Origin of the sequence: Clostridium sp. MT-14 (assembly GCF_042436595.1) — a bacterium.
Taxonomy (GTDB): Bacteria; Bacillota; Clostridia; order Clostridiales; family Clostridiaceae; genus Clostridium_B; species Clostridium_B aromativorans.
This window is the reverse complement of record NZ_JBHMIY010000007.1, coordinates 101,105-122,104: the sequence shown is the minus strand read 5'-3', so window position 1 is coordinate 122,104 and position 21,000 is coordinate 101,105. Positions and strand designations below refer to the sequence as shown.

Here is a 21,000-nt window from a genome sequence, read left to right as displayed (position 1 = left end):
AAAGGGTGATCAGGTGTATACATATGCAGGAATTATTGTAAACAATAGCTCTGTAAAATTAGATAAAATTTTTACCTATAAGGTGCCAGAAAAGTTAAAGGACAAAATAGAAATAGGTTTTAGAGTTAAAGTTCCTTTTGGAATGGGAAATAAAAAATTGGATGGATTTATAGTAAAGCTTTATGAAAATGTACTGCATGATAAAAAAATTAAGGAAATAATTGATTTTTGTGATGATTTTCCCCTTTTTACGGCAAAGGATCTGGAACTTATAGAGAAGATGAGAGAGAGGTATCTGTGCACTTACCTCGATTGCATAAAGGTATTTATTCCAAGAGGTATTTTCAAGGGAGTGAAAGACAAAAAGCAGAATCTGGTGTATACAGGTAAAAAACTGGAAAAAAATTTTGACAGGAATCCATATAAAAGTATATATGAATTGGTGGAAGGCGAAAATGGAAAATACACTAAAAATTTTATAAGTAAAAAATATAATCTATCACTATCTTCTATAAATACTATGATAAAGCATGGGTTTCTTATTACAGGAAGAAGTACAGTGAATAGATATGATGAAAGGAAATATGATATTTATTCAAAAAAAACCTTGAATGAAGAGCAGCAGTTTGCAGTAAAAAAAATAATTAATTCAGATAAAAAGATATTTTTAATTCATGGAGTTACAGGAAGCGGCAAAACTGAAATCTATATGCGGCTTGTGGAAAAGGCTATGAAAAGCGGGAAGGAATCCATAATATTGGTTCCTGAAATTGCTCTTACTCCTCAAATGGTAGAAAGATTTAAAGGTAGATTTGGGAAAGATGTAAGCGTATTTCACAGTAAATTATCTGATGGAGAGAGATATGACGAATGGATGAGAGTAAAACGAGGCCAGGTAAAAGTTGCTATAGGAGCTAGATCTGCCATCTTTTTACCTTTTAGAAATTTGGGATTTATAATAATAGATGAGGAACAGGAATGGAGCTATAAATCGGATAGCAATCCTAAGTACAATGCTAGAGAAGTTGGAGAAATAAAATGCAGTCAGTATGGCTGTAAGATGGTATTGGGTTCAGCTACTCCTTCCATAGAGACTTATCATAGGTGTACAAGAGGTGAAATTCAACTTATAACTTTGAAAAATAGAGCCGATGGGGCAGCTATGCCCAAAATTAGAATTATAGATATGAGGGAAGAACTTGTAAATAATAATAAATCCATGTTTAGTAAAATATTATATGAATCAATTTGTGATAGATTAAACAAAAGGGAACAGATAATATTGTTTTTGAATAGAAGGGGATATTCTACTTTTGTATCCTGCAGAAAATGTGGTTATGTATTTAAATGCAGCAATTGCGATATATCTTATACCTATCATCATAATATTGGAAAGCTCGTATGTCATTACTGTGGAAGTAAAATTGATGTACCAAAGACTTGCCCTAAATGCGGAAGCAGATATGTAAAGTATTTTGGAGTTGGTACTGAAAAAATAGAACAATTGATAAAAAATGAATTCCACCAGGCAAAAATCCTCAGGATGGATTTTGATACTACCAGGAAAAAAAATTCTTATGAAAGCATATATAATACCTTCAAAGAAGGCAGGGCTGATATATTGATAGGAACACAGATGATAGCTAAGGGGTTGGATTTTAAAAATGTGACTTTAGTGGGGGTAATAGCAGCGGATCTGTCTATTAATCTTCCGGACTTTAGATCTTCAGAAAAGACTTATGAACTTATAACCCAGGTTTCAGGAAGAGCAGGTAGAGGTGAAAAGCCAGGAGAGGTAATTGTTCAGACATATAATCCTGAAAATTACAGCTTAAGATGTGCTGCAGAGAATAGGTATAGGGATTTTTATAATAGAGAGATCAGTATAAGAGAGCGTATGAATTATCCGCCTTTTTCAGATATTCTTCTCATCAATATGAGCAGTAAAAATGAAGATATATTAATAAAAAGTATACAAAATGTTGGTATATTTTTAAGAAATATTCTCATAAAAAATGATAAAATTGAAATGCTGGGACCATGCCCTTGTGAAATATCGAAAATAAAGGAATCATACAGGTGGAAGATAATGATAAAGGGAAAGATAAGTCTAAATATAGCACAAAATATAAGAAAAATAGTTTATGATTTGTTAAAAGATGTTTATAATGATGTAAAGGTCAGTATAGATATAAATCCTATTAACATGATGTAGAATTTATTAGGGTATACAGTTTAAATTGAGAGGGGAAGGTCAAATAGATGGCTTTAAGAAATATTAGAAAATACGGCGATGACATATTGAGAAAAAAAAGCAAGAAAGTGGATGTTATAAATAATAGGATTATAACATTGCTTAAAGATATGGAAGAGACATTGTATGAAGAGGATGGTATAGGACTTGCAGCACCTCAAGTAGGTGTTTTGAAGAGAGCCATAGTAGTTGATATAGGAGAAGGTATATATAAACTTATAAATCCAGAAATTATATATAGTGAAGGAAGCTATATAGATAAGGAAGGATGTTTGAGCATACCTGGAGTGCAGGGTGAAGTAAAAAGGCCTAATAAGGTTAAAGTGAAAGCTTTAAATGAAAAGGGAGAAGAGATAATAGTAGAGGGAGAAAATTTACTGGCAAGGGCATTTTGCCATGAAATAGATCATTTAAATGGCATACTCTTTATAGATAAGGTCATAAAAAAAGAAGGTGAAAATAATATATGAATATAGTTTTTATGGGAACTCCTGATTTTTCGGTGCCCTCTTTAAAGAGATTGATAGAGGAACATAATGTAACAGCTGTATTTACTCAACCTGACAGACCGAAAGGTAGGGGGAAAAAAGTAGTTTTTTCTCCTGTTAAAGAAGAAGCTATTAAGTACAATATACCGGTTTATCAGCCTGTAAGTCTAAAAAAGGATACCCGGTCATTGGGTAAACTAAAGGAAATGAAACCTGATTTTATAGTAGTAGTAGCTTATGGTCAGATACTGACAAAAGAGGTGCTGGATATACCTAAAAATGGATGCATCAATCTGCATGCATCACTTTTGCCAAAGTACAGGGGAGCAGCACCTATAAACTGGTGTATTATAAATGGAGAAAAGAAAACGGGAAACACTACTATGTTCATGAATACTGGACTTGATACAGGAGATATGCTTTTAAGCAGCAATGTTGAGATTCCAGAAGATATGACTGCAGGAGAACTTACAGATATATTGAAGGAAGATGGAGCTGATTTATTGGCAAGAACCCTTAGAGGACTGGAAACAGGTGTAATTAAAAGGAAAAAACAGGGAGAAACTACAACTGCCTATGCAAAGATGTTGTGTAGGAACATGGCAGAAATAGATTGGAATCTGGATAGTATTAAAATAAAAAATTTTGTCAGAGGTTTAAATCCATGGCCTATTGCATATACTCAGTATAAGGGAGAGAATATGAAAATATACCGGGTGGAGGCACTGGATGAAATGTCCCCAAGGGAAGCCGGATATATACTTGAAGTTTCCAAATATGGTATCAAGGTATCCTGCGGCAGAGGGGTTGTCTTGATAAAAAATATACAATTTCCAGGAGGAAGACCTATGGAAGTGAGTGAATATATAAAGGGGCATTTGATAAAAACAGGTGTTATATTAGGAGAATAATCTACGTGGAGGTGTAATTGATGTTTTACTTTGATAGCAGTTTTATTATACTAATTCCAGCACTTTTAGTAGCAATTTGGGCTCAATATAAAGTATCTTCCACTTTTAATAAATATTCTAGGTATAGGAGCCACAATGGGTATACAGGCGCCCAGGTGGCCAGAATGCTTTTGGATGGCAGCGGTCTTTACGACGTACCAGTAGAACTGATACCCGGAAAACTCAGCGATCATTACGATCCTTCCAGGAGAGTCATGAGACTTTCGGAGGATGTTTATTACGGAAATTCCGTGGCCTCAATAGGTGTGGCGGCCCATGAAACTGGTCATGCCATTCAGCATAAAAATGGATATGTTCCACTTGTTATCAGAAATTCCATTGTACCTGTAGTTAACTTTGGATCCAATGTTTCATGGATATTGTTTTTGGCTGGATTTGTTTTAGGAATTAAGGGACTTGTAAATTTAGGTATAATTTTATTTGCTTTAGTAGTTTTATTTCAAATAATAACTCTTCCTGTAGAATTAAATGCCTCCAGAAGAGCCTTAAAGATACTGGAAGGAAGAAACATACTCTATTCGGATGAGCTTGATGGGGCCAGATCGGTTTTAAGTGCTGCTGCCATGACCTATGTGGCTGCTGTATTAACTGCTATAGCCAATTTGCTCAGACTCATATATATAAGTAGAGATAGAAATTAATGGATGAAGATATTTTTTGATTAGAGGTAGAATCATGATAAATCCCAGGGGTACAGCCGTTAAAGTACTTAAACAGGTATTGGATAACAATGCATATTCCAATGTAGTTTTGAGTATGTATTTAAATAAGGAAAATTTGGATAGAAAAGATAGAGCACTGGTCACGGAGCTAGTATATGGTACTTTAAGGTATAAATATACAATTGACAGTATATTAGACAGTTTTATAAAAAGTGATATTGGGAAAATGGATGGGGACATATTGAATATACTCAGAATGTCTGTATATCAATTGAGATACCTGAGTAAGATTCCTGAATTTGCAGTAGTGAATGAGGCTGTAGAACTTTCTAAAAGGAAGTCAGTTAAGTTATCTAAGCTGGTAAATGGTGTTTTGAGGAATTATTTGAGAAATAAAGATACTCTAACTTGTGAGCATAAGGGCGATAAAATGAGTAGGTGGTGTTTTAAATATTCTTTTTCCCGATGGATGGCTGAACTTTTTATTACACAATATGGTGAAAAAACGGGAGAGAGCATATTGAAAAATTCCAATATAGTTCCTAAAGTTACAGTGAGGGTGAATACGTTAAAAATAAAATATGAACAGGTGTGGAATGAACTTATAAAAAATGGATATGATGTAAAAGAAGGAACTATATGCAAAGAAGCGCTGATTATAAAAAAAGGAAGTAATATAGAATTGAATCCCCTTTTTAAGAAGGGGTATATTACAGTTCAAGATGAAAGTTCAATGCTTGTAGCCCATGTTATGGATCTGGAAGAAAATATGACTGTGTTGGATCTCTGCAGTGCACCGGGAGGTAAATCCTGTCATATAGCAGAGCTGATGAAAAATACAGGAAAGGTATATGCTTGTGATCTGCATGCAAATAAGATGTCACTTGTAAAGGAAAATGCCAGTAGATTGGGAGTTGAAAATTTAATTTATAATGTGTTTGACGCTGAAAAATATATAGGGCAATTTGAAAATGCAGCAGATAGGGTTCTCATTGATGTGCCCTGCTCAGGACTTGGAATAATAAGAAAAAAGCCGGAGATCAAGTGGACTAAAAATAAAGATTCTATGGATAATTTGGTAAAAATACAGAGAAACATCATGTTAAATGCTTCAAAGTATGTAAAACAAGAGGGAAAACTTATATACTCCACCTGTACTTTAAATAAAGTGGAAAATAATGAGAATATAAATTGGTTTATTCAAAAAAATCCGCAATTCAAATTGGAGAAAATAAATTTTGGAGATTTTGAAAATATAATTTATGATGAAAAAGGGTATATAACTGTACTTCCCAATGATAATATGGATGGGTTTTTTATTGCAAAAATGATAAAATATAGGTAGGTGCAATAAATGTATGTATAATATTTTTGACTTTAATATGGAAGACTTAAGAAATTGGATGAAAAATAACGGTGAAAGTCAATTTAGAGCAAGTCAAATAATGGATTGGTTATATAAGAATGGTCAGTGGAATTTTGATTGTATGACCAATATACCTAAATCTTTAGTAAAAAAATTAAAAACAAATTTTTATATTGAAATTCCGGAACTAGTTAAAAGTTATCAATCAAAGTTAAAGGATACTACTAAATTTTTATATAAATACAGGGATGGAAATATTATAGAGACAGTGGTTATGAAATATAAACACGGGAATTCTATATGTGTTTCAACACAAGTTGGATGCAGAATGGGCTGTAAATTCTGTGCATCTACTGTAGGTGGAATGGTGAGAAATTTAAGCAGTGGAGAAATATTGGCTCAAGTACTAAGATCTCAGAGTGAAATAGATGAGAGGATATCAAATGTAGTTTTAATGGGAAGTGGAGAACCTCTCGACAATTATGACAATGTGTTGAAATTTTTAAAGATGATAAGTTGTGACTACAGCCTCAATATAGGTCAAAGACATATAACTCTTTCTACCTGCGGTATAGTACCTAAAATAAGACAACTTGCAGGTGAAAATTTGCAGATAACATTAGCTATATCGTTACATTCACCAGATGATATAAATAGAATAAAAATTATGCCCATTGCAAATAAATACTCTATAAAAGAGATAATTGATTCATGCAGATATTATATAGATAAAACAGGTAGAAGAATATCCTTTGAATACGCTTTGGTAAGAGGTGTTAATGACAGCCTGAAATGTGCTGAAGGTTTAACAAGGCTGCTAAGGGGTCTTCTATGCCATGTGAATTTAATACCTGTCAATGAAGTTAAAGAAAATGATTTTAAGAAATCTTCTCTAGACAATATAAAAGGTTTTTATAATAAACTTGTTGAAAATAAAATAGAAGTTACTATAAGAAGAGAAATGGGTTCAGACATAAATGCTGCTTGTGGACAGCTGAGGAGAAGTTATTTAGAATCAAAAAGGTATAGAAAGGGTGTAGAAAATGGTGGGGATCTTGTCAGATGTGGGCAGAGTAAGAAAACTAAATGAAGATTTTGCAGATTTCTATAATGGAAAAGATTTAGATCTATATGTAATAGCAGATGGAATGGGCGGTCATAATGCAGGAGAGGTTGCAAGTAGAATTGCAGTGGAAACGACCATTTCTAGTATAAAAGCTAAGAACACAGTAGATATGAAAAAGGACCTGTTAGAAGCCATAAATTTAGCAAATGAAAAGATCTATAAATTATCAACAAGTAATGATGAATTTGGTGGAATGGGGACAACTATAACAGCTTGTTTAGTTAAAGATATGAATATGGTAGTAGCTAATGTAGGTGATAGTGGATGTTATACTATAAGATACGACGGTGTAGTTAAAATCACTAAAGATCATTCCCTTGTACAGCAATTAGTTGACGAAGGCAGCATAACTGAAGAGGAAGCTGCAATTCATCCCAATAAAAATATAATAACCAGGGCACTTGGAACTAATTTATCCGTAAAAATAGACACCTTTGAAGTGAATTTAAAAGACGTTAATAGGGTAATGCTTTGTACCGATGGTTTATCTAATGGGGTGAGCACTGATGAGATGTATGATATTATAATGAGCAATAACAATGAAGATGCCTGTAGACAATTGATAGAACTCAGCAATCTTAGAGGTGGAAAAGATAATATATCAGTTATTGTATTTGAAGGAGAGGGTAAAGATGATAGGGACCATGCTAGGAAATAGGTATGAGCCGTTAGAAAAAATAGGAGAAGGTGGAATGGCAGTCGTTTATAAGGCTAAAGATCACCTATTAAATAGAAATGTGGCTGTGAAAGTTCTTAAAGAACAATTTTCCAGTGATAAGGAGTTTGTCGAAAAATTTAAGAGAGAAGCTACGGCAGCAGCAAGTCTGTCGGATAATAATATAGTTAATATATATGATGTAGGTACCCAGGATGACATAAATTATATAGTCATGGAATATGTTTCAGGAAAGACACTGAAACAGATAATAAAGGAAGAGGTCAGGATACCACCGGAAAGATCGGTAGAAATAGCTATTCAGATAGCCAAAGCCCTCAAATGTGCACATAAGAATAATATTATACATAGAGATATAAAGCCTCATAATATTCTTGTAACAGAGGATGGGATAGTAAAGGTAACGGATTTCGGAATTGCGAAAGCTTCTAATTCAGTTACTATAACCAATTCAAATAAGATAATGGGATCCGCACATTATTTTTCTCCTGAGCAGGCAAGGGGAAGTTTTGTAGATTTTAGGACGGATATCTATTCTATGGGAATAGTTATGTATGAAATGGTTACAGGACGGGTGCCCTATGATGCGGAGAGCCCCGTATCCATAGCACTGAAGCATATACAGGAACCTGTGGTTCCTCCAATTAAACTAAATGAAAATGTACCGGAAAGTTTAAATAAATTGATTTTGAAGGCTGTAGAAAAAGAGCCTATAAAAAGATATCAGACTATGGAAGATATGCTTGTGGATTTAAAAAAGATAGAAAATAACCAGAAATTAAATTTAATAGAAGATGATCTAAATGATGATATGACGCGGATAATGGATCCTGTAGATGTAAATGACAATTATAAGGATGAAGAAGGTTATAGTGATAATGATTATGAAGGTGAACCTGAGGATAAAAAAAATAAACCCACCCTGGATCCAAAGAAAAAGAAGACTATACTTATAATAGCATTATTTGTGTTGGTGACAGTAATAGGTGCAGTTTCAGGATACTTTGCTTTCAACAGGACTTCTGCGGAGGTTGCAGTCCCCAATATAATTGGAATGAAACAGGCTGAAGCCAAAAAATTAGTGGAAAGTAAAAAACTCAATTTTGTAGTTGGAGCTAAGGAAAAAAGTGATAAACCTGAAGGCACAGTACTTGAATGTTTTCCTAAAGTTGGTACAAAAGTAAAAGCAAATTCAGATGTAAGGGTAATCATAAGTGGAGGTACTGATACTATGGGGGTTCCAAATGTAGTTGGCATTGATTTAAGTACTGCCAAAAGTATTATTACCAGCAGTGGATTAGATGTTGGGGATATATCTTACAAATACAGTGATACCGTATCCCAGGGTCAGGTTATAAGTCAGGATCCGGAGGCAGACTCTAAAGTAAAAGATGGGTCAAAAGTAAATCTTGTGGTCAGCAAGGGACCAGAAGCAAAATATGTAACGGTTCCGGATGTTTCAGGAAAAAGCATAAGTGAGGCAAGAGCCATAATGCAGAATGCAGGATTAAGGGTTGCTGAGAACCCGGTGGAAACATCTGATAGGACTCAAGAAAACCTGGGTATTACAAATCAGAGCATAGGAGCTTCACGTCAGGTTAAAGAAGGCACTACTGTAACTTTAACTTATTATGTATATAAGCAGCCTGAAGGAGAACAGGGTAGTAATCAGATACCTCAAGATGGAAATAATGGAGGAAATAATGGTAATGAAAACAGCAGCGGACAAAATACCAGTGGACAGCAAAATGGCGATGGACAGCAAAATGGTGGCGGACAACAAAATGGCAATACTGGAGGCGGTAATTCAGGAGAGGGCAACAACTCAAATTCCAATAATTCGGGAAAATAAAACACAGGATGAAACAGCGTTAAATGTGAATTAGGAGGAATTATGAGGGGAATTATAGTAAAGGGTATAGGAGGATTCTATTATATAAAAACTGAATATGGGGTAATTGAATGCAGGGCTAGGGGAAAGTTCAGGTATGATGGACTTTCCCCTATGGTCGGAGATAATGTTAATATAAATGTTGAAAAGAACCAGGGGGTTATTGATAAAATTTACCCTAGAATAAGTCAGCTAAAACGTCCTACAGTAGCGAATATAACTCAAGTATTAGTGATTTTTGCGTTCAATCATCCTAAAATAAATGAAGATCTATTAAACAGAATCCTCATAAGCTGTGAGTACAGTAATTTAGAAGTAATTGTATGCTTTAATAAAATGGATTTGCCTAAGGAAAGTGGAGAAATAGAGATTATAGATAGAATAAGCAGTATAGGTTATGAAGTACTGCAGTTAAAAGCAAAAGAAGGATATGGCATTGATACCATAAGAGAAAAACTCCGGGGAAATGTTACGGTTTTATGCGGACCCTCAGGCGTAGGAAAATCTACTATTTTAAATTCTCTCTGTGGGGAAAAACTCATGGAAACGGGTAAAATAAGTAAAAAATTAAATAAAGGGAAACATACTACAAGGTACAGTCAATTGATAGAACTTGAGGGAGGTTTTGTGGTAGATACTCCAGGGTTTTCTTCACTGGATACAAGTGATATACCTATAGAAAAACTTCAATATTGTTTCCCTGAATTTATGGGTTTTATAGGAGAGTGTAAATTTACGGGATGTATTCACTATAGAGAACCTAAATGTGCTATTAAAGCTGCTGTGGAAAAAGGGACCATAAGTAGAGAAAGATATGATTTTTATATTAAGGTTTTAAAGGAAGTTTCTTCCCGGGAGAGATATTGATGGCTAATTACGCTTAATTATTGAAAAGGAGATAATACACAATGATAAAAATAGCACCTTCCATATTATCGGCAGATTTTTCAAAATTGGGGGAAGAGATAAAATCTCTGGATAAATATGGAGCAGATTTAATCCATATAGATGTTATGGATGGAAGTTTTGTACCAAATATAAGTTTTGGAGTACCTGTTATACAAAGTGTACGGAAATACACTAAATTGCCTTTTGATGTACATTTGATGATAAAGGAGCCTGCAAGGTACATAGAGAGTTTTGTAAAAGCTGGGGCAGATATCATAACGGTTCATTTTGAAGCTGACAACCATCTGGATAGAACTTTAAATTATATAAGAAGTCTAGGCGTAAAAGCTGCAGTGGCATTAAATCCCGCTACATTGGTAGATAACATAAAATATCTGATACCTGATTTAGATATGGTTCTTATAATGTCTGTAAACCCTGGATTTGGAGGGCAAAAATACATAGATTACTGTTCAAGAAAAATAGAGGAAGTTAAAAATTTAAGTTATAAATACAATGAGAATCTGATGATAGAGGTGGATGGAGGTATTTCAAAGCATAATATAGGTAGTGCAGTGAAAAATGGAGCAAATGTAATAGTGGCTGGTTCTGCTGTATTTAAAGATGGAAAGATAGAGGACAATATAAAGATGCTGAGAGAGGGAATTTAGTATGAGGGTAGTTATAGTGTCAGGGGGAAATGCTCCTTCCGAAAAATTAATTAAAGAGGAACTTTATGGAGATTCAATTTTAATATGTGCCGACAGTGGCGCAAATTGTCTTTACAGATATAATATTGTACCCATGTATCTTATGGGAGATTTCGATTCTATAGATGAAGAGCCTCTAAAATTTTTCAGGGAAAAGAACTGTATTATAGAAAAATATCCTAAGGCTAAAAACTGTACAGATACTGAAATTGTAATTGATAAGGCTCTGAGTCTGAGAGCAGATGAAATAGTGCTGCTTGGAGTTACGGGAAGCAGGGTAGATCATCTTTTGGGTAATCTGGGAATGCTTTTAAAGTGTAATTCAAAGGGAATTAGAGCTTTTATAAAAGATGAGCACAATACTATTGAACTAATAAGTAAACCCGTTACAATAAAAGGCAGAGAGGGAGAAACATTTTCCCTTCATGCCTACTGTGATATAGTTAGAAATTTGAGTATAATAGGTGCGAGGTATAAGCTTGACAATTACGATCTGAAGTTGGGGGATGGAAGAACGATATCGAATGAATTTTTAAATAGAAGTGTGAGTATAATATTTGACAGCGGTAAATTACTTTTAATGAAGAGTAGAGATTGATTATCCAATGCACAATTGATGATGATATTAAAAAAAGTGGTAACAATATTACATCTTTATGCATATAATAGTGTAGAGCAATTTTTAAGGGATAATAACGTGAAAAAAAGAGGATTCAGAAGAAGAACAAAAAGAAAAATTGGATTAGTGGCTTTATCTATAGGTGTAGGATTTCTACTGACAGTTATTATCCCTATATGGGGATGGATAATAGCTGCAGGTGCAGGATTGATTTATTGTGGATGGTATCTAATAGAACGTCATAAATAAGGAGGTAATTTAATGAAAATTATTGCATTTAAGCTTCCAGGTGTCCTGTCTGCAATTATAAAGTTTTTTACCAAGAAAAAATAATCATATAAACACAAAAATGCAATTGTAACTAAACAACTGCATTTTTATTTTTATATGGCACGTTGAACCTTTCCGGAACGAAGACATCTCGAACAAACATGTATAGTTTTTGGTGTGCCATTGACTATGGCTTTAATTTTTCTTATATTTGGAGACCAGGTTCTTTTAGATTGGCGATGTGAATGACTGTACTGTACACCAAATACAACGGATTTACCACATATTTCACATTTTTTTGACACTGTAAAACACCTCCCTTAAGAGTTTTATACAACTCAAACATAAATTATTTTACCACAGAAGGTGTGGTATATGCAAGGCTAAGTTAAAGTTCAAAGCATAAATATCAAATCTGAACCCCTATATTTAAATTAGAGATTGACTTGGAAAAATTTTGATGTAACTTGAATAATAAAATGTCTTTATGGTATTATAGAATATGATATTGAATGAGGAGGTTTTTGTATGATAGGCAGTATTGTTGAGGAAAACGGGTATATAGATTATTCGGAAGAAGTGGTTGCCAATATAGCTGGATTATCTACTATGGAATGCTATGGCGTAGTGGGAATGGCTTCTAAAAGCGCCAAAGATGGTTTTTGGAAATTAATAAAAAGTGAAAATTTAAGTAAGGGAGTAAAGGTTCGTTCTAAAAATAATGAATTGATTATAGAATTACACATAATTGTGGAATATGGAACAAAGATATCTGTAATTGCAAATAATATAATACAGAAGATAAAATACAATATAGAGAACTACACAGGACTTAAGGTCTCAACTATTACGGTAAACGTTCAAGGTGTTAGGGTCTAGGGAGGTAATTTGTAAAAATGGGATACTTAAATATAGACGGGCAGATTTTTTACAATATGGTTGTAAATGCCAGTAATAAACTAGAGGAACAGAAGAATTTTGTAAATTCACTAAATGTATTTCCAGTACCTGATGGAGACACGGGTACAAATATGTCTATGACACTTAGAAATGCAGTGTTGGAGATAGCCGATGCAGGTGAGAAATCCATAGATGCAATAGGAAAACAGCTGGCCAAGGGTGCACTTATGGGAGCCAGGGGAAATTCCGGAGTTATACTTTCACAGATATTCAGAGGTATAGCTAATGGAATTGAAGGCAAAAAACAGGTGGATTCATCGGAACTTGGAAGTGCACTGGAAGAAGGAGCAAGATTTGCCTATAAAGCAGTTATGCGTCCTACGGAAGGTACTATATTGACTATTATAAAAGCTGCAGGTGAAAGTGCCGTAAAGTCTGATAAAAAAGATATAACTGAGCTTTTGGAAGAAGTGTGTGATTACAGTAAAACTGTGCTTGACAAAACTCCTGATATGCTTCCTGTGTTAAAAAAAGCAAAAGTAGTAGATGCCGGCGGCATGGGACTTTTGATTATACTTCAGGGAATGTATGAGGCTTTAAAAGATCATATGGAAAAACTGCATTTAAAAGAAGCCGACAACGCAAAAATTCAACCTGCAGCTAAGAATTTAGGGGAACAGAATATAAAATATGGATATTGTACAGAATTTCTGATTCATTCTCAGGTGCCGGATATAGAGAATTTTAGAAAAGAATTGAAGAAAATAGGAGATTCCATGGTGGTAGTGAAAGACGAGGATATAATAAAAGTTCACATACACACCAATGATCCGGGATGGGTTCTATCGAAGGCGGTTAAATTGGGGGAATTGTCCAAAATAAAAATAGATAATATGAGAGAACAGCATAGACATATTTTAAATATAGATGATTTTAAAGAAGATTCTTCTGAAGAAAAAGCTCATGAGAGTGGAGAAAATCAAACTGAACGAAAAAAATACGCCTTTATTTCAGTATCCATAGGAGAAGGTATCAATGGTATATTTAAGGATCTGGGAGTAGACTACGTGATAGAAGGTGGTCAGACTATGAACCCGAGTACTGAAGATATATTAAATTGTATAGAAAAAATAAATGCAGAAAATATATTTGTATTGCCCAACAATAAAAATGTAATTATGGCAGCTAATCAAGCTGCGGAGCTGTCAGATAAATTAGTAAAAGTAATATCAACTAAAACTATACCTCAAGGAATTACTGCAATAACAGCATTTAATTCAGATATGGATTTAGATGAAAATATAAGTGCCATGGAGAAAGCTATAACTACAGTGGCTACGGGGCAAGTGACTTATGCAGTTAGAGATACGGAAGTGGATGGAAAAGATATAAGACAGGGAGATATATTGGGACTTATCGAAGGCAGTATAAAACAGGTTGGAAAGGATAAATTCCAGGTATGTGGTGACATAATAGATGAGATGACAGGGGGAAATAGCGAACTCATAAGCATATATTATGGCGATGGATGTAATGAGGAGGAAGTAAATGACTTTATAAAGAAACTTGAAAAAAAATATGAAGATATGGATATACAGTGCTACAATGGGAAACAGCCTCTTTATTATTTCATAGTGTCTGTTGAGTAAAAAAAGCCTTTGGGCTTTTTTTATTTGAATAGGCTTTTATTAGTTACTTTTAATTCGCTCAGATATAGTATAATATTTTAAGTGAAAAAGTAGGTGAAAATTTATGAATGCATATGATGATGTAAAGTGTATAAAGGGAGTTGGAGATGTAACGGCTGGAGTTCTAAATAAATGTTTTATATTCAATATACTGGATTTACTTTTGTATTTTCCGAGAGATTATGAGGTGATTTCTAGCTGTTCAGATTTAAAGGATGAAAATGTTGGAAAGGTTATAATAGACTGTAGGGTTAAAAACATATGCAGGGATATCAGAACTAAAAGCGGAAAGATTATTTCCACTATAGTATTTCAAAACAAAAACACAGTTTTTAAAGGGAGATGGTTTAATCAGCCTTATATAAAAAATAAATTTAGAGTGAATAATGAGTATAGGATAATGGGAAAAGTTCAGAAATTTAAAGGACAAAGTTACATGACAAATCCTGTTATGGTAAATGATCATAAATTGGATAAAACAGAAGAAAAAATAATACCAATATATCCTTTGAAATCAGGAATAACAAATAATACATTTATGAAGCTTATATCCGAGGTACTTCGTGGAGTAAAAATAGAGGAAAATCTCCCTGGATGGATAATTGACAAATATAAATTTTACAGTCTAGACAGGGCGATACGAATAATACATAATCCTGCTAATTTGAAGGAGTTAAACCAGAGCAAAAGAAGACTTAAATTTCAAGAACTTTTTATATATTCCTTGAAGATATTAATGCTCAAATATAGCTTTATCAATGAAAGAGGCATAGCCTTTAAAATTTCTCCGGAATTGATAAAGCTAAAAAAGATGATTCCCTACGAACTTACTGGAGCTCAAAAAAAGGTCATGAGAGAGATATTGATAGATGAAAAAAGACAGGTTCCAATGAACAGATTACTGCAGGGAGATGTGGGAAGTGGAAAGACTATAGTGGGTCTCATAGCCATTTTTAATGTGGTAAAAAATGGGTACCAGGCGGTTTTGATGGCTCCAACCGAGATACTGGCTACTCAGCACTATATAGAAGCTAAAAAACTTTTAGAAAAATTCAGCGTGAATGTGAAATTACTTTGTGGGAGTACTACTGCTAAAAACAAGGAAGGGATAAAGCAGGAGCTGAAGCTGGGAAAAATAGATATATTGATAGGTACTCATGCTTTGATTCAGGAAGATGTACAATTTAAAAACTTAGGGATGGTAGTTACGGATGAACAGCATAGGTTTGGAGTTATGCAGAGGAGCAAGCTTACCAACAAAGGGGAAAATGTTGATGTACTCATTATGACAGCTACACCTATTCCAAGAACTCTGAGCTTGTATTTATATGGGGATTTAGATGTATCTACCATAGATGAACTCCCACCGGGAAGAAAAAAAATAGCTACCTATTATAGAGATAAAAACTCCAGAGATAATGTATATAGATTTGCCCTTGATGAAATAAAAAAAGGTAAACAAGTGTATGTGGTATGTCCGCTGGTGGAGGAAAATGAACAGTTAAATTTGAGCTCGGTAGAGGATGTCTACAGGGAACTTAAAGAAAAATATTTTAAGAATGTCCAAATTGAGATGCTCCATGGAAAAATGTCTTCTAAAGATAAAGAAGATATAATGGATAGGTTTAAAAGAGGTGAAATTAAAGTAATGGTATCCACTACTGTTATAGAAGTGGGGATAAATGTACCAAATGCCACAGTGATGATAGTTGAAAATGCAGAAAGATTTGGGCTTGCACAGCTTCATCAACTTAGAGGAAGGGTTGGACGAGGTGAGGATAAAGCCTATTGTATTTTAATTGCAGATATTAAAAATGATATAATAAGGAAGAGAATGGAGATAATGAAGTGCAGCAATGATGGATTCTACATTTCAGAACAGGATCTGAAACTGAGAGGAGCAGGTGAAATCTTCGGATTTAGGCAGCATGGAGAAGATGAGCTGATTTTGTCAAATTTAGTGGAAGACTTAGAAATATTTAAAAAGGCCAATTTAGAGGCTAAAAGGCTCTTGAAAAGCACAGATCCAGAGGATGTAAGAATTAAAGAAGAAATACAAAAAAAATTAAAGAGAACATCAAAATTTATAAGTTTTAATTAACTCGTGGCAAATATATAAGTGGATTTTGAATAATGCAAATATATATGTTAAAATATTAGAGAATAAATAACGTATATGAAAAAGTTAAAATAGGAGGAAAGTCTATGAGGATAATTTCAGGCCTTGCTAGAGGAAGAAAAATATTGTCCCCAAATGGATATGATACTACAAGACCTACTTTGGATAGAGTTAAGGAATCCATGTTTAACATAATTCAAAGTAGAATTTATGGTTCTACTGTGTTGGATCTGTTTGCAGGAACAGGAAGCCTTGGACTTGAAGCTGTAAGCAGAGGAGCTAGTAAGTGTTTTTTAGTTGACAGGGACAGTGATACATTTTCTAGTCTCGAAAAAAATATAGAAAATTTAAAGTTTTTATCCAGGTGTAGTGCTATGAATATGGATTCTTATAAGGCTCTTGAGGAATTGGGTATAAAAAGAGAGGCATTTGATATAATATTTATTGATCCTCCCTATAAAAAGAATATGATTCCACCGTCAGTGAAGATAATTGAAAGGGAAAATCTATTGATTCCAGATGGAATTATAGTTACCAAAATTGATACCAGTGAGAAAATATATATTGGAACCAGCAATATAATTTTGACAGATCACAGAAAATATGGCAACACAACTCTATGTTTTTATAAATACAAGGAGGATTAATTAAAATGAACACAGCAATATGCCCAGGAAGTTTTGATCCTATAACGAATGGACATTTAGATATAATAAATAGATCAGCTAAGGTATTTGATGAGGTAGTAGTTGGAGTACTTATTAATCCTGAAAAAAAGGGACTTTTTAATGTAGATGAGAGAGTTGAATTGATTAAAAAGGTAGTGAAAAACATACCTAATGTAAGAGTTGAAAGCTTTAGTGGGTTATTGATAGATTTTATGAAAAAAAAGCATATTAAAGTTATAGTGAAGGGGCTTAGAGCAGTATCGGATTTTGAGTATGAATTTCAAATGTCAGTGATGAATAAAAAACTTGATCCAGATATAGAAACTGTATTTATGATGTCCAGTGCCATGAATTCGTTTTTAAGCTCCTCATCGGTAAAACAGGTTGCTATGTTTGGTGGATGCATTAAAGGTCTGGTTCCCGAAGAAATAATACCTGATATTATAGAAAAAATTAATGGAATGTATAAAAATTATTAATTAGCTTTGGGAGGAGAAAGTTATGGATACTATTAAGCTGTTGGAATATCTTCAAGAAATTATGGATACTTCCGCTAAAGTTCCTATGACGGGAAAGGTTATGGTAAATAAGAAAGAGATTCAAGAAATATTGGACAAGATAGTCAATTGCCTTCCTGGTGAATTAAAAAAAGCACAGTGGATAGTTGAAGAAAAGGATAGAATTTTAACTGAGGCTGTGCAGGAAGCAGATAATATAAAGAAAGAAAATTTAAATTTACTGAGAAGACAGATAGAGAATCATGACATCACCAAAGAAGCGAATATCAGAGCACAGGAGATAATTTCATCTGCACAGAAAAATGCCAAAGCTATAAGGTTGGGAGCCAGAGATTATGCAGATGAAATGTTGAGCCAGTTAGACAATGAGATAACAGATAAAAGTAATGAACTGCTTACAAATTTAAAATTGGAATTTCAAAAACTTTTAAATGATGTAGAGGGCAATATAGATTTGAAAACCAGTTCCATAAGAGCAAATATAAAGGAATTAAGGGATATGAAATAGTTTCACCATTTTAAACAGCAGCCAGGGAAGTATAAGTAGAGTTAGAGTGAATATAAGTATACCGCTTAAATCTCCCGTGATTTTGTAATAAGGTAAAAATGTTTCCTCTGATAATCTATTGAAAAATAAAGTGTAAATTGAAAAACTCAGTACAGAACATATAATTCCCTGAAATATTTTGCCGATGACATATTTTTTCATGGATATTTTGAATTTATAAGTAAAAGAATAAACCTGTGATATAATTGAGGCACCGCTAAAAGTAAATAAAAAGCTTACAATAATGATTTTTAAAGTGAGTGAAGCAGTAGAAGAGGATATCAAATTGCATCCATTGGTCATCTCTATTGTTCCGAGAAAAGTTCCTTCTATTATGTCATAAGAAATTCCTGTGAATTTTGAAACCCAATGTATTAATGAATTAAATAAAAAATTACTTTTTAAAATATTATTTACTACGGAGAATATGATAACAAATCCTCCTATAGACATACAGTTTTTTATAGCATTTTCAATACTATTTTTAAGTGATTTTCCAATATTTTCGTGAACATATATATGCCTTTTTTCCTGAAGGGGAGCTCTATATGTTTTTTTAGAGGGCATTAAAAATCCCATGAATATACATGACAATAAATTAGATAATAATAGTGTGTATCCAATAGTGGAGTTATTAAACATTGATATGCCAACGGAACCCAGTACAAATAGAGGACTGGCATTGGAAGCTATATTTAAAAGCCTTTCACAGGTGGAAAGATCTATTAAATTTTTTTCGTATAATTCGCAGGCATATTTTGCACCTAGAGGATATCCGCAGAGCATGCTTATTATCAATACAAAACTGCAATTAACAGGAAGCTTAAGGGGTCTGCAGAGAAGTTTACCTATTACTCTAGAGTATATGTATACCCCATCATAGGACAAAATTATATTTGATACAACCAAAAAGGAAAATAGAGATGGAAATACTTTATAAAAAAATAATAAAGCACCAGATATCACTCCGTCTATACATATTTTAGGGGCTAATATAATCTGTCCTATTAAAATAGTGCACACTATAGTAATTAAAATATTTGTATTTTTTATGGAAACACATAAAATAAACAGTATTGTAAATATTAAAAGATAAAATAAAACAATCAACAGCAGTTACCTACTTTCTAAAAACTTTTACCTAAGATCTGTGCCTTAGTAAATTATATTTATAAAGTAGGATGCTTATTCTAAGTTTTATCTATTATATATAATGGGACTTTTAATATAATCGCTATTAAAAGGTGCGTTTTTGTTTAAAAGACTGTAGGCATTAGTAGCTAATATATCCAGTCTTAGAATTTTACTTGTTTTTTGAGGAATTTTTATATAGATGGGAAGGTGAGATTTTTTTTTGACTTCTCTGAGAATTTTTTTGCCTGTATCATTAAAACCAAGTATTCTTGCATAGGGGCAAGTATTTTTTCTCAAGATTCCTGTATCCAAATTTTCAAATCCCAAAAAGAATTGACACAATATTCTGCTTATTCTGCTGTAAGTGTATCTTTTGGTTTTGGATGCCTCTATAATGCTCTGGTAGGAGAAATTATTTTTTATGGCATTGAATATTCTATTTTCAATACCTTCAGATACATCGGGAAGCTCTTTTAACTTTTTATTATAGAAAAAGTTCTTGTATTTTAAATAGGGCACTAGAGAATCCTCAAAAGTGAAATTATATCCTGAATTCTGCAGCTTTTTTAAAATAGAGAATGTACTGGAAGGTAAATTATTTTTTAAATCATCGAAATTACCCTTCTTTTTTATAAAATTTCTTATAGAAGATGCACTGGAAAAATTGTTCTGTATCTTTAAATTATCATAGGAACTGCCAACTCTTTTTATACATAGAGGAACAATGCTGCTTCCCATTTTTGATAAGCTTTTGCAGTATTCTACTGCAAGAATGTTGTTGGGAGAAGACAGTATTTTTTTCAGATCATAATCTTTGAAGTCGGGATCGTTTCTGTTGTGTAAAAATTCGATTAATGCCCTGCTTCTAGCCTGAGGATAGGATATTCCTGAGAATAAATTCTTTTTTAGAGCATGCTTGAATTCATCAGGTTCCTGACACAATATCTTACCTATTGATTTTAAAAGCTGAATATTGTCACATTCACTTCCAAAGCACAGTTTTTTTACTACACCAAGATTTTCAAGAAGACTTACAGCACCAAATGCAAAAAATTCTGCAGAAGATAAACTGTAAAGTACAGGAAGTTCTATGACTAAGTCCACACCGTTTAAAAGTGCCAGATTGGTTTTAGTCCATTTGTCTATAATGGATGGAGTACCTCTTTGGACAAAATTTCCGCTCAGTACTGCTATTATTCCATCGCATTTAGTTGCAGATCTTGTCTTTTCAATATGATATCTATGTCCATTGTGAAATGGATTATATTCTGCTATTATTCCTGTAATATTCATTGAAGTTTCCTTTCTATTATAGTATAGTCTATTTATAAAAACATAAAGATTATTATACCAGTATATTATAATCCATAAATCGTATTTTACATACAGATTTATTAAAAAATCTTGTTAAAAACTTTAAATCTGATAATTTCTCATTGAAAAATATAGTTAAAAAGGATTATAGTATAATTGTATTTAATCTTATATTAATTTTGAAAGGAGAA

The 21,000-nt window shown here is 33.2% G+C and carries 21 protein-coding genes; 18 read left to right on the top strand and 3 right to left on the bottom strand.

All coding sequences use genetic code 11. The annotated features are described in order from the left end of the window. Positions 1–13 precede the first annotated feature (13 nt). The 12 genes from priA to ACFHWD_RS07545 all read left to right on the top strand — a co-directional run bounded on the left by priA (position 14) and on the right by ACFHWD_RS07545 (position 11,900). Positions 14–2,215 (top strand): primosomal protein N', encoded by a 2,202-nt coding sequence (priA, locus tag ACFHWD_RS07600; protein ID WP_378061248.1) that lies wholly within the window; start codon positions 14–16, stop codon positions 2,213–2,215. 47 nt (positions 2,216–2,262) lie between these two features. Beyond that, the gene (gene def, locus ACFHWD_RS07595) at positions 2,263–2,724 is read left to right on the top strand and encodes a peptide deformylase (RefSeq protein WP_150355862.1); all 462 of its coding nucleotides are present in this window, start codon (positions 2,263–2,265) and stop codon (positions 2,722–2,724) included. Continuing rightward, positions 2,721–3,653, top strand: coding sequence for a methionyl-tRNA formyltransferase (gene fmt / locus ACFHWD_RS07590; protein WP_378061245.1), 933 nt, complete (start codon positions 2,721–2,723; stop codon positions 3,651–3,653). The genes def and fmt overlap by 4 nt, the downstream gene beginning before the upstream one ends. A 20-nt stretch (positions 3,654–3,673) precedes the next feature. Next, positions 3,674–4,354: a zinc metallopeptidase gene (locus ACFHWD_RS07585; RefSeq protein ID WP_150355864.1), complete on the top strand. Its 681-nt coding sequence runs from the start codon at positions 3,674–3,676 to the stop codon at positions 4,352–4,354. A 34-nt stretch (positions 4,355–4,388) separates the two neighbouring features. Next, positions 4,389–5,720, top strand: a complete 1,332-nt coding sequence (gene rsmB, locus ACFHWD_RS07580) for a 16S rRNA (cytosine(967)-C(5))-methyltransferase RsmB (protein ID WP_150355865.1) — start codon at positions 4,389–4,391, stop codon at positions 5,718–5,720. Positions 5,721–5,733: 13 nt separating this feature from the next. Beyond that, positions 5,734–6,831, top strand: coding sequence for a 23S rRNA (adenine(2503)-C(2))-methyltransferase RlmN (gene rlmN, locus ACFHWD_RS07575; RefSeq protein ID WP_150355866.1), 1,098 nt, complete (start codon positions 5,734–5,736; stop codon positions 6,829–6,831). Further along, positions 6,785–7,525: a Stp1/IreP family PP2C-type Ser/Thr phosphatase gene (locus tag ACFHWD_RS07570; protein ID WP_150355867.1), complete on the top strand. Its 741-nt coding sequence runs from the start codon at positions 6,785–6,787 to the stop codon at positions 7,523–7,525. The genes rlmN and ACFHWD_RS07570 overlap by 47 nt, the downstream gene beginning before the upstream one ends. Further along, positions 7,500–9,395: a Stk1 family PASTA domain-containing Ser/Thr kinase gene (gene pknB, locus ACFHWD_RS07565; protein WP_378061242.1), complete on the top strand. Its 1,896-nt coding sequence runs from the start codon at positions 7,500–7,502 to the stop codon at positions 9,393–9,395. The genes ACFHWD_RS07570 and pknB overlap by 26 nt, the downstream gene beginning before the upstream one ends. A gap of 42 nt (positions 9,396–9,437) precedes the next feature. Next, the gene (gene rsgA, locus ACFHWD_RS07560) at positions 9,438–10,301 is read left to right on the top strand and encodes a ribosome small subunit-dependent GTPase A (RefSeq protein WP_150355869.1); all 864 of its coding nucleotides are present in this window, start codon (positions 9,438–9,440) and stop codon (positions 10,299–10,301) included. A 41-nt stretch (positions 10,302–10,342) separates the two neighbouring features. Next, the gene (gene rpe, locus ACFHWD_RS07555; protein ID WP_150355870.1) at positions 10,343–10,993 is read left to right on the top strand and encodes a ribulose-phosphate 3-epimerase; all 651 of its coding nucleotides are present in this window, start codon (positions 10,343–10,345) and stop codon (positions 10,991–10,993) included. A 1-nt stretch (position 10,994) separates the two neighbouring features. Further along, a complete protein-coding gene (locus tag ACFHWD_RS07550; RefSeq protein ID WP_150355871.1) occupies positions 10,995–11,630 on the top strand; it encodes a thiamine diphosphokinase in 636 nt (211 codons plus the stop codon). 99 nt (positions 11,631–11,729) lie between these two features. Beyond that, complete coding sequence (locus tag ACFHWD_RS07545; protein WP_179977231.1) at positions 11,730–11,900, top strand: hypothetical protein; 171 nt, start codon at positions 11,730–11,732, stop codon at positions 11,898–11,900. Between the two features lie 134 nt (positions 11,901–12,034). Here ACFHWD_RS07545 and rpmB read toward each other — a convergent pair whose 3' ends face one another. After that, a complete protein-coding gene (gene rpmB / locus ACFHWD_RS07540) occupies positions 12,035–12,226 on the bottom strand; it encodes a 50S ribosomal protein L28 (RefSeq protein WP_150355872.1) in 192 nt (63 codons plus the stop codon). Positions 12,227–12,449: 223 nt separating this feature from the next. Between rpmB and ACFHWD_RS07535 the strand changes: the two genes are divergently transcribed. The 6 genes from ACFHWD_RS07535 to ACFHWD_RS07510 all read left to right on the top strand — a co-directional run bounded on the left by ACFHWD_RS07535 (position 12,450) and on the right by ACFHWD_RS07510 (position 18,322). Beyond that, positions 12,450–12,800, top strand: a complete 351-nt coding sequence (locus ACFHWD_RS07535) for an Asp23/Gls24 family envelope stress response protein (protein WP_150355873.1) — start codon at positions 12,450–12,452, stop codon at positions 12,798–12,800. A gap of 17 nt (positions 12,801–12,817) precedes the next feature. Then, on the top strand, positions 12,818–14,470 hold the full coding sequence (locus ACFHWD_RS07530; protein ID WP_150355874.1) for a DAK2 domain-containing protein: 1,653 nt from the start codon (positions 12,818–12,820) through the stop codon (positions 14,468–14,470). A gap of 103 nt (positions 14,471–14,573) precedes the next feature. Further along, positions 14,574–16,610, top strand: a complete 2,037-nt coding sequence (gene recG / locus ACFHWD_RS07525) for an ATP-dependent DNA helicase RecG (RefSeq protein ID WP_150355875.1) — start codon at positions 14,574–14,576, stop codon at positions 16,608–16,610. A 104-nt stretch (positions 16,611–16,714) separates the two neighbouring features. Then, a complete protein-coding gene (rsmD, locus tag ACFHWD_RS07520) occupies positions 16,715–17,275 on the top strand; it encodes a 16S rRNA (guanine(966)-N(2))-methyltransferase RsmD (protein WP_150355876.1) in 561 nt (186 codons plus the stop codon). A gap of 5 nt (positions 17,276–17,280) precedes the next feature. Next, on the top strand, positions 17,281–17,775 hold the full coding sequence (gene coaD, locus ACFHWD_RS07515) for a pantetheine-phosphate adenylyltransferase (RefSeq protein ID WP_150355877.1): 495 nt from the start codon (positions 17,281–17,283) through the stop codon (positions 17,773–17,775). A 22-nt stretch (positions 17,776–17,797) separates the two neighbouring features. After that, positions 17,798–18,322, top strand: a complete 525-nt coding sequence (locus ACFHWD_RS07510; RefSeq protein ID WP_150355878.1) for an ATPase — start codon at positions 17,798–17,800, stop codon at positions 18,320–18,322. Here the strand turns inward: ACFHWD_RS07510 and ylbJ are convergent. Then, positions 18,305–19,471, bottom strand: coding sequence for a sporulation integral membrane protein YlbJ (ylbJ, locus tag ACFHWD_RS07505; protein WP_150355879.1), 1,167 nt, complete (start codon positions 19,469–19,471; stop codon positions 18,305–18,307). The two genes, ACFHWD_RS07510 and ylbJ, sit on opposite strands and share 18 nt — an antisense overlap. An 87-nt stretch (positions 19,472–19,558) precedes the next feature. Next, entirely contained in the window at positions 19,559–20,788 is a 1,230-nt protein-coding gene (locus ACFHWD_RS07500) for a nucleotidyltransferase (RefSeq protein WP_179977232.1), read from the bottom strand. Between the last annotated feature and the right edge of the window lie 212 nt (positions 20,789–21,000).

Coding starts and splice junctions, on each gene's coding strand:
- def (WP_150355862.1), top strand. CDS start 2,263: ATGGCTTTAAGAAATATTAGAAAATACGGCGATGACATATTGAGAAAA.
- fmt (WP_378061245.1), top strand. CDS start 2,721: ATGAATATAGTTTTTATGGGAACTCCTGATTTTTCGGTGCCCTCTTTA.
- ACFHWD_RS07585 (WP_150355864.1), top strand. CDS start 3,674: ATGTTTTACTTTGATAGCAGTTTTATTATACTAATTCCAGCACTTTTA.
- rsmB (WP_150355865.1), top strand. CDS start 4,389: ATGATAAATCCCAGGGGTACAGCCGTTAAAGTACTTAAACAGGTATTG.
- rlmN (WP_150355866.1), top strand. CDS start 5,734: ATGTATAATATTTTTGACTTTAATATGGAAGACTTAAGAAATTGGATG.
- ACFHWD_RS07570 (WP_150355867.1), top strand. CDS start 6,785: ATGGTGGGGATCTTGTCAGATGTGGGCAGAGTAAGAAAACTAAATGAA.
- pknB (WP_378061242.1), top strand. CDS start 7,500: ATGATAGGGACCATGCTAGGAAATAGGTATGAGCCGTTAGAAAAAATA.
- rsgA (WP_150355869.1), top strand. CDS start 9,438: ATGAGGGGAATTATAGTAAAGGGTATAGGAGGATTCTATTATATAAAA.
- rpe (WP_150355870.1), top strand. CDS start 10,343: ATGATAAAAATAGCACCTTCCATATTATCGGCAGATTTTTCAAAATTG.
- ACFHWD_RS07550 (WP_150355871.1), top strand. CDS start 10,995: ATGAGGGTAGTTATAGTGTCAGGGGGAAATGCTCCTTCCGAAAAATTA.
- ACFHWD_RS07535 (WP_150355873.1), top strand. CDS start 12,450: ATGATAGGCAGTATTGTTGAGGAAAACGGGTATATAGATTATTCGGAA.
- ACFHWD_RS07530 (WP_150355874.1), top strand. CDS start 12,818: ATGGGATACTTAAATATAGACGGGCAGATTTTTTACAATATGGTTGTA.
- recG (WP_150355875.1), top strand. CDS start 14,574: ATGAATGCATATGATGATGTAAAGTGTATAAAGGGAGTTGGAGATGTA.
- rsmD (WP_150355876.1), top strand. CDS start 16,715: ATGAGGATAATTTCAGGCCTTGCTAGAGGAAGAAAAATATTGTCCCCA.
- coaD (WP_150355877.1), top strand. CDS start 17,281: ATGAACACAGCAATATGCCCAGGAAGTTTTGATCCTATAACGAATGGA.
- ACFHWD_RS07510 (WP_150355878.1), top strand. CDS start 17,798: ATGGATACTATTAAGCTGTTGGAATATCTTCAAGAAATTATGGATACT.
- ACFHWD_RS07500 (WP_179977232.1), bottom strand. CDS start 20,788: ATGAATATTACAGGAATAATAGCAGAATATAATCCATTTCACAATGGA.